We start from the raw sequence: 16,384 nt of genomic DNA on the forward strand, positions 1-16,384 counted from the left end.
CCATGAGCAGCTCGGTACTCGGCAGCGTCACCATCGGCTATGAACCGGTGTGGGATCAATGGCGCAAGCGCATCGGGGTACGCCTCTGGCTGGACCCTGAAAGCAGCAGTGCGGTGGACGCCAACCACCTCATTCTGGCCTTGCAAGAACTGTGGCCTGCATCGCGCGAAGTCTGTCTGCTCCATGCCCAGGCACCCGGCTTGCTGGCGGACCTGCTGGAACATTGCAATGCAAGCAACATCTGGTTGGAAATTCCGCAGGCGTGGCTGGGCAACGCGTTGTTGGCCGGTCGCGTGCGCAAAGCCCAGCAGCGCGGCGTCAAACTGGTGTGGGCCGGCGAACCCGGGGAGCGCCCAGCCGAGGCATCCGCCGGCTGGTTCCACTCGGCCATGTTGTCGCTGACCGCCCAGGACGCCCTGGGTGCGCTGCGCGCAGCGCTGCGAAAAAGCCACGACGGCGGCAGCCATGGCAGCCGCCACACGGACAGTCCGGTGCTGTCCGGACAACTGTACGAATCGCTCGCCAGTCAGGCTCTGGTGGAACATGCGCTGGACCAACAACATGTGCGTGGCGTGGCGGGCTGGCCCACCGAGGAGATGCTGTACGCCTACCGTTACCGCCAGATCCAGCCGGCCCGCCAGGCCCTGTTGGACTTGGTGCATGCCATAGATGCCGATGAGTCGCTGGAAGCGCTGGAACACACCATGGGCAATGAACCCCTGCTGTGCTACCGCTTCTTGCGCTACGCCAACTCCGCATCACTGAGCTTGCGCAGCGAAGTCACCAGCCTGCGCCAAGGCTTGATGACCCTCGGTTACAGCCGCCTGCGCGCCTGGCTGATGGAACAGCTGCCCCACGCCAGCGCAGACACCAACCTCGACCCCATACGCCACACCATGGTCCTGCGTGCACGGATCATGGAGCGCCTTGCTGATGCGGGCGTGGAGGATGACCTGCGGCGCGAAGTTTTTTTGTGCGGCGTTTTTTCCCAGGTGGACTTGCTGCTCGGCGAAAACCTGGGCGCGGCCTTGCACCGCTTGCCTTTGCCGGGACGGGTCTCGTCCGCGGTAGTGGGGCACACCGGACCGTATGCACCTTGGCTGGAAGTAGCCTCCGCGTTGGAGGGCCACAATACCAAGGTCATCCGCGACGTGTGCCGGGCCCACCAGATCGCCTCCGACGAAGTCAATCGGGCCCTATTGCGCTCCCTGGCCCAGCAATGAATCAAATCAGGCCATAGCGCCTGTGAAACCTGCGCACCCAGCTCCTGAATTGATAGCAGAATCAGGCCATCGCCAAGCGCAAGCTGGGAATTGCACGGGGCGCGCTGATGTGCTTCAGGCCCGTTTGTCCGTCCAGTTTGAATAGTGCCACGGTATCCACCAGCTCTTGTGTTTGCTGCTGCAGGTTCTGGGACGCAGTGGCGCTTTCTTCCACCAATGCTGCGTTCTGCTGCGTGGTCTGATCCAGCTGGGTGACCGCTTCACCGATTTGGGCTATCGCTCGCTCCTGCTCCTCGCTCGCGTGGCTGATTTCTTCCACCATATGCCCCACCCGCTGCACTACATCCACCATATCGCGAATGGTGGACCCCGCCTCGGTCACCAGCTCTGTGCCGGAACTCACTTGCAATACGCTGTCCTGAATCAACTGCTTGATTTCTCTGGCAGCCTCAGCGCTGCGCTGTGCGAGTTGGCGCACTTCACTTGCCACCACGGCAAAGCCGCGGCCGTGCTCTCCTGCGCGGGCGGCTTCCACCGCTGCATTGAGAGCCAGAATATTGGTCTGAAATGCGATGCCGTCTATCACACTGGTGATCTCACCGATCCGGCGTGAACTTGCGTTGATCCCTTGCATGGTCAGCACCACCTGCGCCACTTGCGCGCCGCCCCGCTCCGCCACCACGCTGGCATTGCTTGCTAGCGCGTTGGCAGCCCGTGCACCTTCTGTACTCTTGCGGGCTGCTCCGTTGAGCTCTTCCATGGTGGCTGCCGTTTCCTCCAGGGCACTGGCTTGCTCTTCGGTACGCTGGCTCAGGTCCAAACCGCCAGCGGCAACTTGCTGAACACCGGTTGCCAGATTCTCAGTAGCCGACCGGACCCGCCCCACAATTTGCACCAGGCTACCCCGCATGGCGGCCATGTAGGCCAACACGCTGCCCTCCGGCGCGCGGGCAAACTGCTCTTTGTAAGTCAAGTCGCCATGGGCCACGCTCTCGGCCGTGGCGCGCAGTTCTGAAGGCTCTGCCCCCAAGGCCTTGCCCAAGTAGCGGATCATGGCCGCTGCCATCAGAAAGGCCGACAACAAGGCCACCAGGGCAATGCCCGCCAGGAGCTGAAGGTTGCGGTGAAAAGACGCGTCAGCCTCACTCAGCATGCTCTGCGAACGCTGGGTGGCATAGGCGGCGTATTCCTCTGACTTCGCCACCATAGCCACCAACAGCGGGCGGCATTCGAGGTTGATTTTTTCAATGGCCTGCTCGCGAAGCCCCTTCATCCCCAAGTCCACCACGGCCAGCGCGACTGGTAAATACTTCGCTTCCACTTTGGCAATCTCATCGACCAAGGCGCGCCCGCGCGCCGTCTCGTCGGCGTCCTGCATGCGCTGGGTCAAGGCTGCGAGTTTGGCGCCTACCTGCTGGTTGGCCGCCACCACCAAGGCGAATTCCTGGTCTTTGTCATTGGCGTTGGCCGCAATGACCAGGTTTCTCGCATGCACCGCACGCTTGAATACCGCCGCCTGTAATTCCTCTGCCAGCGTGGATCGTGCATTGCTCCCTTGCACAAAAGCGGCCATGTCCGCGTGCATGGCTTTGGTGGAGCGGTAGCCCATCCAGGAGGTGAGCACCAGAAAGCCGATCATCAGGCCGAAGGCCATGCTGAGTTGGGCGCGAATTGTCAGACGAGTGAACATGGAATCACCTTTACGGTTGGTGATTCGAATTTATAACAAAAAGAATAAATATGTCAAATATTTGTTAACAACAAAATAGTCATCATGATTTTTGAGAATGCGTTACGTCCTTTGCTCACAAACGAAGCTGCTCATCCCGCAGCCGCGCAAACGTCTTCCAGAACTGCGCCTCCTGGGTGGATGCAAAGTTGATGCGCATGAGGCTGCTGGGCGTGCGCCGGGCGTGAAACAGGGCCCCGGGTGCGAGCAGGTAGCCCTCGTCCAGCATGCGCTGGCTGAGAGCATCGGTGTCCACCCCGGTCTCCACCCAGCCGAACAGGCCCACCGGGTCCGATGCAAACGTGCAGCCGTGGGCCAGCGCCAGCTTCACGCTGCGGGCGCGGGCAGCATCGAGTTGGGTGCGTATGCGCTCGGCGTGCCGGCGCAGCTGGCCCTGGTCTATGCACCAAGCCATGGCCTTTTCCAATAGCGCAGGCGTGGTCAGGGTGGAAAGCAGCTTGGTGTCCAGCAAGCGCTCAGCCAAGTCTTTGGGAGCGGCCATGTAGCCCACGCGCCAGTTGGGCGCGAGGATCTTGGCAAAGCCGGCCACATAGATAGTGCGCTGCAACCCGTCCAGCGCGCACAGGCGGGTGGCATGGTCCGGGGCGAAGTGGCTATAGGTGTCGTCTTCGACGATATGGAAATCGTGCTGATTCGCCAACTGCAGGATTCGGTACGCGCTGCTGGGCGAGAGGCAAAAGCCGGTGGGGTTGTGGAACACACTCACGCTCACAAACAGCTTGGGCTTGTGCACCTCACAGTACTTGGCCATGACCTCCAGGTCCGGCCCGTCGGCCCGGCGCGGTACCGGCAGGATGCGCATGCCCAAGGCGTCCAGCCGCGCAAACTCCACCGCCCAGCCGGGTTCTTCGACCATCACATAGTCACCCGCGCGCAGCAGGGTGCGGCTCACCACGTCCAGCGCATGGGTGGCGCCCATGGTGGTGATGATCTGCTCCGGCGCGGCATGCACTGCCAGCCCCGCCAGCTTGGTGGACAGCGCCCGGCGCAACCCGATGTCGCCGGCCGGCTCGCCGTATTGCAGGGAGAAGGCGTTCAGCGCTTCCACGCTGCAACTGCGGCGCACCGCGGTGGCCAAAAAGGTAGTCTCCAGCCACTCCTTGGGCAGCACGCCCATGCCGGGCTGGGGCTTATTGCTCACCCCGTGGAACATGCCGCGAATCAAGGCCGTCGCATTGAGCGGCGCACGCTGGCGGGGCATGGTCAGCATCAAGCTGCCACCGTCTGCGCCGGCCTCATTTGCTCCTGAAATCATAGCTTCTCGCGCACTATCCATGGGCGCCAAGGGCACATCTCTTACATAAAAGCCCCGGTTGCGGCGCGCCTCGATCAGGCCTTGGGCCAGCAGCTGGTCATAGGCGGTCACCACGGTGGACGGGCTCACCTTTTGTTGCTGGGCACACAGGCGCACCGAGGGCAGGCGCGCACCGGGCGCCAGCAAGCGGTCGCGGATGCGCTGGGCGAACACAGCGCAGAGCTGCTCAGCCAGGGTCTGTGCGGCGGTTTTCATCAACATGGGCGGACTCTCCGGGCAAGGCTGTAACGGTGGTGCCAGCAATACAGATTGCAGGCTGTTTAGAAAAACTGTACTGCAACTGTGCTGTTTTTCAAAGTACAGTGAATCGCATGAACTCCAAAAACGAAACACGCGGCCTCTGGCTGGGCCTGCTGGGCGTGGCGATCTTTGCCATCACCCTGCCCATGACCCGCCTGGCCACCGGCACCGCCGACGCCCCCCAGCTCTCGCCCTGGTTTGTGACGCTGGGTCGCGCGGCGCTGGCCGGAGGTTTGTCGATCGTGTTTTTGCTCGCCAGCCGTTCCCGCTGGCCCACACCGGGCGAGTGGCGCCCCTTGAGCATTGCCACGCTGGGCAATGCACTCGGTTTTCCCGTGCTCATCGGCTACGCACTGCGCACCATCAGCGCCAGCCATGCCGCCGTCATCATTGCCTTGCTGCCGCTGGCGACGGCCGTGGTAGCCGCCATCGTCATGCATCAACGGGCACGGTTGGGCTTCTGGCTGAGTGCTTGCATAGGCGCTGCGCTGGTGGTGGGTTTTTCGCTCTACCGTGCCATGCAGCACAGCGCTGGCATGGCCCTGGAGTGGGGCGATGTGCTGATGCTGGGTGCCGTGGCGTCCGCGGCACTGGGTTATGTGTATGGCGCCAAGGTCACGCCCACGCTGGGTGCGGAGCAGGTCATTTGCTGGGTGTGCGTGCTGGCGCTCCCCGTGACCCTGCCGGGGGCTTTGCTGACCTGGCCGGAGCACAGCATCCGCGCCAGCTCCTGGTGGGCGCTGGGCTACGTGGGGGTTTTCTCCATGTGGGCGGGCTTCTTTGCCTGGTACCGCGGCCTCGCATTGGGCGGCACGCTCAAGGTCAGCCAGATACAACTGCTGCAACCGTTCTTGAGCATTCTGGCGGCCATCCCTCTCCTGGGTGAGTCGCTCGATCTGGTGACGGTGGGCTTCGCGCTTGCGGTGGTGGCTACGGTGTTCATCGGCAAACGCTTTGCATCGGGCGCCCCACCTATGCCGCAAGGAAAGACGCCATGAACACCGACACCCTGTTCGCCGCCGGCTTGTTCGCGGTAGTGAGCTCCGTCACGCCCGGGCCCAACAACACCATGCTCATGGCATCTGGCGTGAACTTCGGCTTCCGCCGTGCGCAGCCGCACCTGTGGGGCGTGAACCTCGGTTTCACTTTCATGGTCTTGTGCGTGGGCTTGGGGCTTCACTCGGTGCTGGACCGCTTTCCGCAGTTCTACGACTTGCTGCGCTACGCGGGCTCAGCCTACATGCTTTGGATCGCCTGGAAGCTAGCCAACGCCCGGCCGGCACCTGCTGCAGACCATGATGACGGCAACACGCCACCCACCATCCAACCCATGGGCTTCTGGGCGGCGGCCGCTTTCCAGTGGGTCAACCCCAAAGCCTGGGTGATGGCGGTGACCTGCATGAGCGCCTACCTGCCGGCCAACGCCGGCATGGCGCAAGTGGCGCTGCTGGCAGGCCTGTTTATGGTGCTGGGCGCACCCTGCTCCGCGTTCTGGGTGGGCTTTGGCCAAGCCATGCGCGGCCTGCTGCAAGACCCGATGCGCCTGCGCATCTTCAACGTCACGATGGCGCTGGCCCTGGTGGCCTCGCTCTACCCTATGCTCACGAGCTGAAACCGCATTTTTCAAGAGACGATAACCATGACGAACTCTACCCACTGGACCCTGGCCGAACGTGCCGCCAAGATGAACCCCTCGGTGATCCGCGAGATCCTCAAAGTGACCGAGAAGCCCGGCATCATCAGCTTTGCCGGCGGCCTGCCCAGCAGCAAAACCTTCCCCGTGGCCGAGTTTGAAGCTGCCTGCGCCAAGGTGCTCAAAGACGACCCCGCAGGCGCCCTGCAGTACGCCGCCTCTGAAGGCTACGGCCCGCTGCGCGAACTCGTTGCCGCCCAGCTCAAAGCCCAAAGCGCCGCCGCCGGCGTGACCTGGAATGTGGACCCCGCCCAAGTGCTCATCACCACCGGCTCGCAGCAGGGCCTGGACCTGGTCGCCAAAATCTTGATCGACAAAGACAGCAAGGTACTGGTCGAGTCCCCCACCTATTTGGGCGCGGTGATGGCATTCACCCCCATGGAGCCCAACGTGGTGAGCGTGGCCAGCGACGCTGAAGGCGTGGACATCGCGGACTTGCGGGACAAATCAAAAGACGCCCGCTTTCTGTATGTGCTGCCCAACTTCCAGAACCCCACCGGCCGCAGCATGACCGAAGCACGCCGCGCAGCACTCAGCGCTGAAGCCGCCCGCAGCGGTCTGCCCCTCATGGAAGACAACCCCTATGGCGACCTGTGGTTCGACCAGGCGCCCCCCGCGCCCCTGACCGCGCGCAACCCCGAAGGCGGCATTTACCTTGGCTCGTTCTCCAAGGTGCTGGCGCCGGGTTTGCGCATGGGCTTTATCGTGGCGCCCAAGGCGGTGTACCCCAAGCTCTTGCAAGCCAAGCAAGCGGCCGACCTGCACAGCCCCGGCTTCAACCAGCGACTGATTTTTGAAGTGATGCAAAACGGTTTCCTGGACCGCCATGTGCCCACCATCCGCAGCCTGTACAAAGCGCAACGCGACGCGATGCTGGAAGCCTTGGCCCAACATTTCCCCGAGTCGGACGGACCGGACTCTGCCAATGCCGACAGCACCTTCACCTGGAACACCCCGGCCGGTGGCATGTTCTTGTGGGCGCGCCTGCCTGCCGGCATGAACGCCGTGGACCTGCTGCCCCACGCGGTGGACAAGGGCGTAGCCTTTGTGCCCGGCGCCCCGTTCTACGCCGGCAATGCGGACGCCCGCGCCATGCGCCTGAGCTTTGTGACCCCCAGCGTGGAAGAAATCCACCGCGGTGTGGCCGCACTGGCAGAAGCCATCCACGCCCAAAGGAGCTGAACATGACGGTCCATATCTGGGGGCGCCTGAGTTCGCTCAACGTACGCAAAGTGGTGTGGGCCGCGCAAGAAACCGGCGTCGCCTTTACCCGCAGCGATGCGGGCATGGCCTTCGGGGTGGTCAAAACCCCCGAGTACCTGGCCATGAACCCCAATGCGCTGGTGCCCACGCTGCAAGATGGCGACTTTACGCTCTGGGAGAGCAACGCCATCGTGCGCTACCTCTGCGCAAAATATGGAGCCCCCACGCTCGGCACTAGCGTGTCCTCGCTGCCCCCCGAGGGGGCGTCGCCTGGCTTGGGGCGGCCCGGCACGGCGGCGGGCAACAACCACCTCTACCCCCGAGACCTGGCGCAACGCTTTGACGCCGAGCGCTGGATGGACTGGCAGCAAACCACCCTGAACCGCGAGAGTGGTGGCGCGTTTGTGCAGTGGTTCCGCACGCCGGCCGACAAGCGCGACCCGGCCGTGATTGCCCGCTCCACCGCCGCGACCGAACCGGCCATGGCCCAGCTTAACGACCATTTGGCCACCCGCACCTGGATGTGCGGCGAGCACTTCAGCATGGCCGACATTCCGGTGGCCTGCGATGTGCACCGCTGGTTCGCCCTGCCGCAGCCCCGGCCTGCTTGGCCCCACCTGGAGCGCTGGTTTGCCGCCATCCTGGCGCGCCCGGCCACTCGCGGTGTTTTGGATCTTCCTCTTTCATAGGCTTTATACGTTTCACACAGAAAGGCTCCTCGTGCCCCAGCTTCGCCCCTTCGCCCAAGTCGATGTGTTCACTGCCCAGCCGTATCTGGGCAACCCGCTCGCCGTCGTGCTCGACGGCAGTAGTCTGAACGATGCGCAGATGCAGGGCTTTGCACGATGGACCAACTTGAGCGAAACCACCTTTTTGCTGCCACCCACCCCCGAGGGAGCGGCGCAGGGTGCGGATTACCGGGTGCGCATCTTCACCCCCGGCGGCGAGCTGCCCTTTGCGGGCCACCCCACGCTGGGCAGCTGCCACGCGTGGCTGGAGGCCGGTGGCGCACCCCGAGCCAAAGACCGCATCGTGCAAGAGTGCGCCAAAGGGCTGGTGCAGATCTGCCGCGATGGCAGCCGCCTGGCCTTTGCGGCCCCCTCGTTCCAGCGCAAAAACCCCAGCCCTGGATTGCTGGCGCAGGTGGCGCACGCGCTGGGCCTGACCGCCAAGCAAATCATCTCCGCACAGCACCTGAGCAACGGCACCGAGTGGCTGGGCGTGCTGGTGGACGACATGCAGTCCGTGCTGCAACTGCAGCCTGACCATCCTGCACTCAAGAATTTAGGCGTGAAAGTGGGCGTAGCCGCCGTGGACAGTGCGCGAGCAGCTCCTGATTCCATAGCAGCCAAACTGGAGGTGCGCGCCTTTGCCGCGCTCAACGGCATCAACGAAGACCCGGTCACCGGCAGCCTCAACGCCAGCCTGGCCCAGTGGCTGATTGCGGACGAATACATGCCCCCCAGCTACGTGGTGCACCAGGGCACCTGCATCCAGCGCGAAGGCCGCATCCACATCCGCCAGGACGCCAGCGGCCAGGTCTGGGTGGGCGGGGACTCGGTCACCTGCATCCGCGGCAGCGCCACTCTGTAACCCGACGAGACAGCCCATGACACCACGCGCCTACCAACAAGTCGACGTCTTCACCCGCATCCCCTACTTGGGCAACGCCTTGGGCGTGGTGATGGACGGCAGCGGCCTCAGCGATGAAGAGATGCAGGCTTTCGCCCGCTGGACGAACCTGAGCGAAACCACTTTTTTACTGCCCCCCAGCCCCGCAGCGGCGGCCCAAGGTGCGGACTACCGGGTGCGCATCTTCACCCCCGCTGATGAGCTGCCGTTTGCCGGCCACCCCACGCTGGGTAGCTGCCACGCCTGGCTGCAGGCGGGCGGCGCGCCCAAGGCGGCTGGCGCCATCGTGCAAGAGTGCGCCAAAGGCTTGGTCCAACTCAAGCGCGACGGCACCCGCCTGGCCTTTGCCGCGCCCAGCCTGCAGCGCAGCACGCCCGATGCGGCACTGATCGCCCGTGTGGCAGCTGGCTTGGGGCTGCGCACAGAGCAAGTTCGCGCAGCGCAGTGGCTGGACAACGGGCCAGTCTGGCTGGGCCTGCTGATTGACAGCATGGACACCGTGCTGGACTTGCGCCCGGACCACTCCGCCCTTAAAGGTTTGGCACGCGGCATCGGTGTAGCCGGCATGGATGTTGCGCCAGCAGCTCCTGATTTAATAGTACGCAGCAACCGTGAAGCACGCGCGTTTGGCAGCAGCAGCTCAAGCGCCGCCACACTAGACGACACCCCGTCCATCGAGGTCCGCTTCTTTGCGGACGATATCGGCGTGACCGAAGACCCGGTCACCGGCAGCTTCAACGCCAGCCTCGCCCAGTGGCTGATTGCCGATGGCATCGCCCCCGCCAGCTACGTGGCCGCCCAAGGCACCTGCATTGGCCGTGCCGGCCGCGTGTTTATTGAGCAAGACGCGCAGGGCCAGGTGTGGGTGGGTGGCGATTCGGTCACTTGTATTGAAGGAAAGGTCACCCTGTGATGGCGCCGCTGGACGCTTGGCTCCACGCCCCCATGGCCGCGCAACTCGCGCTGGCGTGGACGACCTATTTGATAGGCACCGCCAGCCCCGGCCCCAGCAACATGGCCATCATGGGCATGGCCATGAACGCCGGGCGCCGCCCCGCACTGTGGCTGACCCTGGGCATTTTGAGCGGCTCCTGGTTCTGGGGCGTGCTGGCGGCACTGGGCATTTCGCAGCTGCTGGCCAGCTTCGGCGCCGGGCTGATCGTCATGAAGGTGTTGTGCGGTTTGTATTTGCTGTGGCTGGCCTTCAAGTCGGGCCGCTCGGCCTTGCAGCCCCAGGCCTCTGTGACATCGGCCACACCGCAAGCGGTGGATGCGCGCAGCCTGTATGTGCGTGGTTTGGCCATGCACCTCACCAACCCCAAAGCCGTTTTGAGCTGGCTGGCCACGGTCACGGTGGGCATTCCTGCCGGCGCCTCGCCCCACCTAGCATGGGTGGTGGTGGGCGGCTGCATGGTCATGGGAATGGGCATCTTCGGCGGCTACGCGCTGGCGTTTTCTACCCCTGCCGCGCGCCGCGTCTATGCCCGCGCCCGCCGCGGGCTGGAGGGCTTGCTGGCCGCCGTGTTCGGCATGGCCGGGCTGCAGCTGCTGCGCACCAGCACCCACGCACATTGAATTTCACACTGCTTCAGGACCCGCCATGACTGCCAACGCCCTGCTCCCCACCCTGCAAGACATCGAAGCTGCGGCCCAGGTGGTGTACCGCGAATTCGGCCCCACACCGCAGTACCGCTGGGGCCAGCTCTCCAGCCTGCTTGGCGCGACCTGCTGGGTCAAGCACGAAAACCACACGCCGGTGGGCGCTTTCAAAATCCGCGGCGGCCTGACCTACTTTGACCAGTTGGCCCAGCGCGGCGCCATGCCCTCCGAAGTGGTGGGGGCGACGCGCGGCAACCACGGCCAAAGCGTGGGCTGGGCCGCACGGGCACACGGCGTGCCCTGCACCATCGTGGTCCCGCACGGCAACTCGGTGGAAAAGAACGCCGCCATGCGCGCACTGGGCGTCAACCTCATCGAGCATGGCACCGACTTTCAAGAGAGCCGCGAGTTCGCCATTCAACTGGCCCAAGACCGTGGCGCCCACATGGTGCCCAGCTTCCACCCCGACCTGCTGCGCGGCGTGGCTACGTATTGGTGGGAACTGCTCAAGGCCGCGCCGGAGTTGGATGTGATCTATGTGCCCATAGGCCAGGGTTCAGGTGCCTGCAGCGCCGTGGCTGCAAAACGCGCGCTGGGCCACAGTGCCCGCATCGTCGGCGTGGTGAGCGCGCACGCCACCACCTATGCCGATTCATTCGCAGCCGGCAAAGTGGTCGAGGCGCCTGTGACCACCCAACTGGCCGACGGCATGGCCTGCCGCGTCGCCGACCCCGAGGCGCTGGAGATATTGATGGGCGCGATCGACCACCTGGTGCAAGTGACCGACACCGAAGTCGCCCAAGCCATGCGCGACATCTTCGCCTGCACCCACAACGTGGCCGAAGGCGCGGGCGCTGCCAGCTTTGCTGCGGCCACTCAAGAGCGCGCGAGCCTGCAGGGGCAGACGGTGGGGATTACCTTGTGCGGGGGGAATGTGGACTCGACGGTGTTTGCCAGGGTGCTCCAAGGCTAGATTTCCCGCGCCGCTGTCACTTTTTATTTCACTCCGTTTGTTGCACCATGATCTCCACACAACAGTTCCTGATCTTTGCTGCGGCCGCCTTGTTGATGGCGGTGACACCCGGACCCAACATGATTTACCTGATTTCGCGCTCTTTGTGCCAGGGGCGCAGGGCCGGTGTCATGTCGTGGTGTGGCGTGGTCCTGGGCTTTTCGGTGCACATGCTGTGTGCCTCCGTCGGCCTCACCGCGCTATTTATGGCGGTGCCCATGGGCTACGAACTGCTGAAGTTCGCGGGGGCGCTGTATCTGATCTGGCTGGCCTGGCAAGCGGTGCGCCCGGGCGCTCGGTCCCCCTTTGAGGCCAAAGAGCTTCCGCCCGAGCCGCCCCACACGTTGTTTGTCATGGGCTTGCTCACCAGTGTCCTCAATCCGAAAGTCGCGATTTTTTATCTATCGGTTTTGCCGCAGTTCATTACCCCCGACTCCGGCTCGGTGCTGGTGCAAAGCCTGATGCTGGGCTCCACGCAGGTCTTCATCGGCTCCAGCGTCAACCTGATGGTCACGCTGTCGGCAGCGGCCATGGCCAGCTGGTTCGCACAGCATCGCCTGTGGCTGGCCGTGCAGCGCTATGTCATGGGATTGGTGTTGGGGGCACTGGCTCTCAAGCTGCTGTCACAGCAGCGCGGCGCAACCTGAAGCCGGCGCCCATCGCAGAAGCAGCCAAACGGCCGGCTATTTGCCTGCGCTTGCAAAAGCCCGTCTGTTTATGCAGAATTTTTTCTGCCGAGGAGGTTGTAATGGATGCAAATCTTTGACAAGGTCTTAGCGCAAATTCAGTCGGTGGGCTTGCCCGTTGTCGCGGTGTCCCTCACCGCAGTGCCGCGCGCCAACACACCGGTTTTGCTTGCTGTGCACTGGCACGGTTTTGCCAAGCGCGACACGCCCCGCTCCCAGCCCACTGACCCGCCGCAGGACACGCTGGCCAGCATTCCGGGATCGGCCATGCAAATCAGCGAAGCGTGGTCGCGCATGTCGCACCTCGACGAGGCCATGCTCGGCGCCGCCTGGCGACTGGGGGCCTGGGATTTGGTGCGGGAAGAGCGGCGTGGCTGCAACACGGCAGGCGCCTCGGAGCAAGAAGCACTGGAGTGCCGGCAGGCGTTCGCAGACCACCCTTTCGGGGAAGACCCCGACGATTACATGCTGACCGAGGCCCCGGACCGGGAAGAACTCATGCACCTGGGCGCACGGGTGGGCTACATACGCTGGCTTTTCCGGCCGGTGAAAAACGGCTTGTGGCAGGAGACCGCCACGGACGACACCCTGCAGGCCGACGGGAGCCGGGAGCCCCCTTGTCCTGTGGCGGCCCGACCGGCGGTAGGTGTGCGCCAAGGACTGACCCGCTACCACCTGGGGCACAGCAGCCGCATTGTGCTGTTGTAGGCCGGATGCAGATCCTGCAAAGAAGGGGCTTGAAAAATTTTTCTGAATCCCTATTTCCAACATCGCTGATTCTTTGAGTCAGTCAGTCCCGCCTTCCAGGCGGGGCGAACTTACCCTTAATCTGATTTTGAATAGGAGATTTCGTGATGGAAATTCGTCCCCTTTACGACCGGATTATCGTTAAGCGGATCGATCAACAGCGACAGACCGCCTCCGGTATCGTCATTCCCGATTCGGCCAAGGAGAAGCCCGAACAAGGCGATGTGATTGCCGTGGGCACCGGCCGTCTATTGCACGACGGCGCCATCCGCCCCCTGCAGGTGGCCAAGGGTGACCGGGTGCTCTTCGGCAAGTACGCCGGGCAAACGGTGAAAGTCGACGACCAGGAGCTGCTGGTCCTGAAGGAGGAAGACGTGCTGGGCATCATCGAAGCCAGCCCCTCTGCATCCCTCAAAAAAGTTGCTTAAGCATCTGTATCCAGCATTCAAGGAGATTGAAAAATGGCAGCAAAAGAAGTCAAGTTTCATGACGGTGCGCGCACCCGCATTCTCAAAGGTGTCAACGTCCTGGCCGATGCGGTCAAGGTCACGCTAGGGCCCAAGGGGCGTAATGTGGTGATTGAGAAAAGCTTTGGCTCGCCCGTGATCACCAAGGACGGCGTGAGTGTGGCCAAGGAGATCGAGCTCAAGGACAAGTTCGAGAACATGGGCGCCCAGATGGTCAAGCAAGTCGCCTCCAAGACCGCCGATGTGGCGGGCGACGGCACCACCACCGCAACGGTGTTGGCCCAAGCCATCGTGAAGGAAGGCATGAAGTATGTGACTGCAGGCATGAACCCCATGGACCTCAAGCGCGGCATCGACAAGGCCACCGAAGCCGTGGTGGCGGAACTGAAGGCCTTGTCCAAGCCCTGCAGCACCAACAAGGAAATTGCCCAGGTCGCAGCCCTGTCAGCCAACTCGGACAGCGCGATTGGCGACATCATTGCCAAGGCCATGGAAAAGGTGGGCAAGGAAGGCGTGATCACCGTGGAAGATGGCAAGAGCCTGGACAACGAGCTCGACGTGGTCGAGGGCATGCAGTTCGACCGCGGCTTCATCAGCCCCTACTTTGTCAACAACCCCGACAAGCAGACCTGCGTGCTGGACGAACCGCTGGTCCTCTTGCATGACAAGAAGATCTCCAACATCCGCGATCTGCTGCCCGTGCTGGAAGAGGTGGCCAAGGCCGGCCGCCCCCTGCTGATCATTGCGGAAGACTTGGAAGGCGAAGCGCTGGCGACTCTCGTGGTCAACAGCATGCGCGGCATCCTCAAGGTCGCGGCCGTCAAGGCTCCCGGCTTCGGCGACCGCCGCAAGGCTATGCTGGAAGACATCGCCATCCTCACCGGCGGCACCGTCATTGCCGAGGAAGTGGGCAAGCAGCTGGACAAGACCACGCTGGCAGATCTGGGCCGGGCCAAGCGGGTGGAAATCCACAAGGACACCACCACCATCATCGACGGTGCCGGCGACCAAAGTGCCATCAAGGCCCGCGTTGCCACCTTGCGTGCCGAGATTGAAAACAGCACCTCCGACTACGACAAGGAAAAGCTGCAGGAGCGCATCGCCAAACTCGCGGGTGGTGTGGCCGTCATCAAAATCGGCGCGGCCACCGAAGTCGAGATGAAGGAGAAGAAAGACCGTGTCGACGATGCCCTGCACGCCACCCGCGCTGCGGTGGAGGAAGGCATCGTGCCCGGCGGTGGTGTGGCCCTGCTGCGTGCACGGGCAGCCATCAAGGACCTCAAAGGCGCCAATGAAGACCAGGACGCGGGCATCAAGATCGTGCTGCGCGCCATCGAGGAACCCCTGCGCGCCATCGCATTCAATGCGGGCGACGAGGCATCGGTGGTGATCGACAAGGTCCTCGCTGGCAAAGGCGCTTGGGGCTACAACGCGGGCACCTCGCAGTACGGCGACCTCATCGAGATGGGCGTCATCGACCCCACCAAGGTCACCCGCACTGCGCTGCAAAACGCGGCATCGGTGGCCGGCTTGATCCTGACCACAGACGCCAGCGTGGCGGAGGCGCCCAAGGAAGAAAAAGCACCGGCACCTGCCAGTGCTGACATGGACTACTAAACATCGGTCCATAAAGGCTCCGGGGTTAGGCCCCGGAGCCTTTTCAGGCGTTTTGCACCGTGTCCCCGCATATGCGTAGTACCCCCACAAGCTCCCCCACCCCGCGAACTTCTTTGGGCCTCTCGCAGGGCCCCACTTCTAACGCTCTCATGGCCGATGCCGATATGGCACGGCTGTCTGACTGGTTCGAAGGCAAGCTCGCTTTGAGCCGCTCCGAAGCGCACGCCCTGTTGGAGCGCGCCGTGGAGTCCGGCCGGCTGGCTCGGCACCGACAGGAGTTTGTTGCCGCCATCAAGGCTTTGGCCACCGGCCCTGGAAACTGGCCACACATGGGTTACCAGTTGCTCCCTGAGCACTGAACCCCTTTGGAACGGGGGGCAATGCGCTCCTAATTTCATAGCTACTGTCGCACATTTAACAAGCGCCAAGTGTCGATTGGGCTTAAATCCTGCCCATGGGAAATCTCTATCTGGTGCGGCACGGGCAGGCCTCTTTCGGGGCTGCGGATTACGACAACCTGAGCGAGCTCGGCCACCGGCAGAGCGTACGGCTGGGGGAATACTTTGCGGGCAAGGGGCTGCAGTTTGAGGCGGTGATCACCGGCACGCTCAAGCGCCACGCCCAGACCTGGGCCGGCATTGCCCAAGGCGCGGCTCTCACGCACCAGGCGCTGGAATGGCCGGGCTTGAATGAGTACGACAGTGAGGCGGTGATCAAAGCCATCCACCCCGCCCCATTGGAGAAGCCCGATACGCCCGAGATGGTCCGCCACCACTTCCGCCTGTTGCGCGATGGCCTCACGCAGTGGATGAACGGGGTGGTCACGCCCCAGGGCATGCCCGCCTACAACGACTTTGTGCACGGTGTGACCAGCGCGCTCGACCATGTGCGCAAGTCGCATGCTGGCAATGTGCTGATCGTGAGCAGTGGCGGGCCCATCTCGACTGCCGTGGGACATATCTTGGGCACCACCCCCGAGACCACCATCGAGCTGAACCTGCGCATCCGCAACAGCTCAGTCACCGAGCTGGCCTACACGCCCAAGCGGCACATGCTGGTGACCTACAACACCCTGCCCCATTTGGACGACGCGGCCTACACCGATTGGGTGACGTACTCCTAGCCTTGTCGCCCCGGCTTCGCTTTTGTAACAAGGGGTGACGCGATTGGCATAGCTCGTGCTTTGTGCTTTGTGTTGGA

17 protein-coding genes are annotated in these 16,384 nt (G+C 63.4%); 15 read left to right on the forward strand and 2 right to left on the reverse strand.

Annotation, left to right across the window (positions count from 1 at the left end):
• Window positions 1–2: 2 nt before the first annotated feature.
• Complete coding sequence (locus RAN89_RS00410) at window positions 3–1,223, forward strand: HDOD domain-containing protein (protein WP_313867742.1); 1,221 nt, start codon at window positions 3–5, stop codon at window positions 1,221–1,223.
• A gap of 61 nt (window positions 1,224–1,284) precedes the next feature.
• Here the strand turns inward: RAN89_RS00410 and RAN89_RS00415 are convergent, their stop codons facing one another.
• Together RAN89_RS00415 and RAN89_RS00420 are read right to left on the reverse strand one after the other, a co-directional pair.
• Window positions 1,285–2,913 (reverse strand): methyl-accepting chemotaxis protein, encoded by a 1,629-nt coding sequence (locus RAN89_RS00415; protein WP_313867743.1) that lies wholly within the window; start codon window positions 2,911–2,913, stop codon window positions 1,285–1,287.
• Between the two features lie 115 nt (window positions 2,914–3,028).
• Window positions 3,029–4,489, reverse strand: a complete 1,461-nt coding sequence (locus RAN89_RS00420; protein WP_313867744.1) for an aminotransferase-like domain-containing protein — start codon at window positions 4,487–4,489, stop codon at window positions 3,029–3,031.
• Between the two features lie 110 nt (window positions 4,490–4,599).
• Between RAN89_RS00420 and RAN89_RS00425 the strand changes: the two genes are divergently transcribed.
• From RAN89_RS00425 to RAN89_RS00490, 14 genes are all read left to right on the forward strand, one after another.
• Complete coding sequence (locus tag RAN89_RS00425; protein ID WP_313867745.1) at window positions 4,600–5,526, forward strand: DMT family transporter; 927 nt, start codon at window positions 4,600–4,602, stop codon at window positions 5,524–5,526.
• Window positions 5,523–6,140 (forward strand): LysE family translocator, encoded by a 618-nt coding sequence (locus RAN89_RS00430; RefSeq protein WP_313867746.1) that lies wholly within the window; start codon window positions 5,523–5,525, stop codon window positions 6,138–6,140. The genes RAN89_RS00425 and RAN89_RS00430 overlap by 4 nt, the downstream gene beginning before the upstream one ends.
• A gap of 27 nt (window positions 6,141–6,167) precedes the next feature.
• Window positions 6,168–7,403 carry an aminotransferase-like domain-containing protein gene (locus tag RAN89_RS00435; RefSeq protein ID WP_313867747.1) on the forward strand — a complete coding sequence of 412 codons (1,236 nt, stop codon included), beginning with the start codon at window positions 6,168–6,170 and terminating at the stop codon, window positions 7,401–7,403.
• A 2-nt stretch (window positions 7,404–7,405) separates the two neighbouring features.
• A complete protein-coding gene (locus RAN89_RS00440; protein ID WP_313867748.1) occupies window positions 7,406–8,113 on the forward strand; it encodes a glutathione S-transferase family protein in 708 nt (235 codons plus the stop codon).
• A gap of 31 nt (window positions 8,114–8,144) precedes the next feature.
• Entirely contained in the window at window positions 8,145–9,017 is an 873-nt protein-coding gene (locus tag RAN89_RS00445; RefSeq protein WP_313867749.1) for a PhzF family phenazine biosynthesis protein, read from the forward strand.
• A 16-nt stretch (window positions 9,018–9,033) separates the two neighbouring features.
• Entirely contained in the window at window positions 9,034–9,969 is a 936-nt protein-coding gene (locus RAN89_RS00450) for a PhzF family phenazine biosynthesis protein (protein WP_313867750.1), read from the forward strand.
• The gene (locus RAN89_RS00455; protein ID WP_313869313.1) at window positions 9,969–10,631 is read left to right on the forward strand and encodes a LysE family translocator; all 663 of its coding nucleotides are present in this window, start codon (window positions 9,969–9,971) and stop codon (window positions 10,629–10,631) included. The genes RAN89_RS00450 and RAN89_RS00455 overlap by 1 nt, the downstream gene beginning before the upstream one ends.
• Before the next feature lie 25 nt (window positions 10,632–10,656).
• Complete coding sequence (locus tag RAN89_RS00460; RefSeq protein WP_313867751.1) at window positions 10,657–11,628, forward strand: threonine dehydratase; 972 nt, start codon at window positions 10,657–10,659, stop codon at window positions 11,626–11,628.
• Window positions 11,629–11,675: 47 nt separating this feature from the next.
• A complete protein-coding gene (locus RAN89_RS00465) occupies window positions 11,676–12,314 on the forward strand; it encodes a LysE family translocator (RefSeq protein WP_313867752.1) in 639 nt (212 codons plus the stop codon).
• Between the two features lie 105 nt (window positions 12,315–12,419).
• On the forward strand, window positions 12,420–13,061 hold the full coding sequence (locus RAN89_RS00470) for a diguanylate cyclase (protein WP_313867753.1): 642 nt from the start codon (window positions 12,420–12,422) through the stop codon (window positions 13,059–13,061).
• A gap of 146 nt (window positions 13,062–13,207) precedes the next feature.
• Window positions 13,208–13,528 carry a co-chaperone GroES gene (locus tag RAN89_RS00475; RefSeq protein WP_313867754.1) on the forward strand — a complete coding sequence of 107 codons (321 nt, stop codon included), beginning with the start codon at window positions 13,208–13,210 and terminating at the stop codon, window positions 13,526–13,528.
• A gap of 33 nt (window positions 13,529–13,561) precedes the next feature.
• On the forward strand, window positions 13,562–15,184 hold the full coding sequence (gene groL, locus RAN89_RS00480; RefSeq protein ID WP_313867755.1) for a chaperonin GroEL: 1,623 nt from the start codon (window positions 13,562–13,564) through the stop codon (window positions 15,182–15,184).
• A 149-nt stretch (window positions 15,185–15,333) separates the two neighbouring features.
• On the forward strand, window positions 15,334–15,543 hold the full coding sequence (locus RAN89_RS00485; protein ID WP_313867756.1) for a hypothetical protein: 210 nt from the start codon (window positions 15,334–15,336) through the stop codon (window positions 15,541–15,543).
• Between the two features lie 95 nt (window positions 15,544–15,638).
• Window positions 15,639–16,307 carry a histidine phosphatase family protein gene (locus RAN89_RS00490; RefSeq protein ID WP_313867757.1) on the forward strand — a complete coding sequence of 223 codons (669 nt, stop codon included), beginning with the start codon at window positions 15,639–15,641 and terminating at the stop codon, window positions 16,305–16,307.
• Window positions 16,308–16,384 lie beyond the last annotated feature (77 nt).

Source organism: Rhodoferax mekongensis (assembly GCF_032191775.1).
GTDB lineage: Bacteria > Pseudomonadota > Gammaproteobacteria > Burkholderiales > Burkholderiaceae_C > Allorhodoferax > Allorhodoferax mekongensis.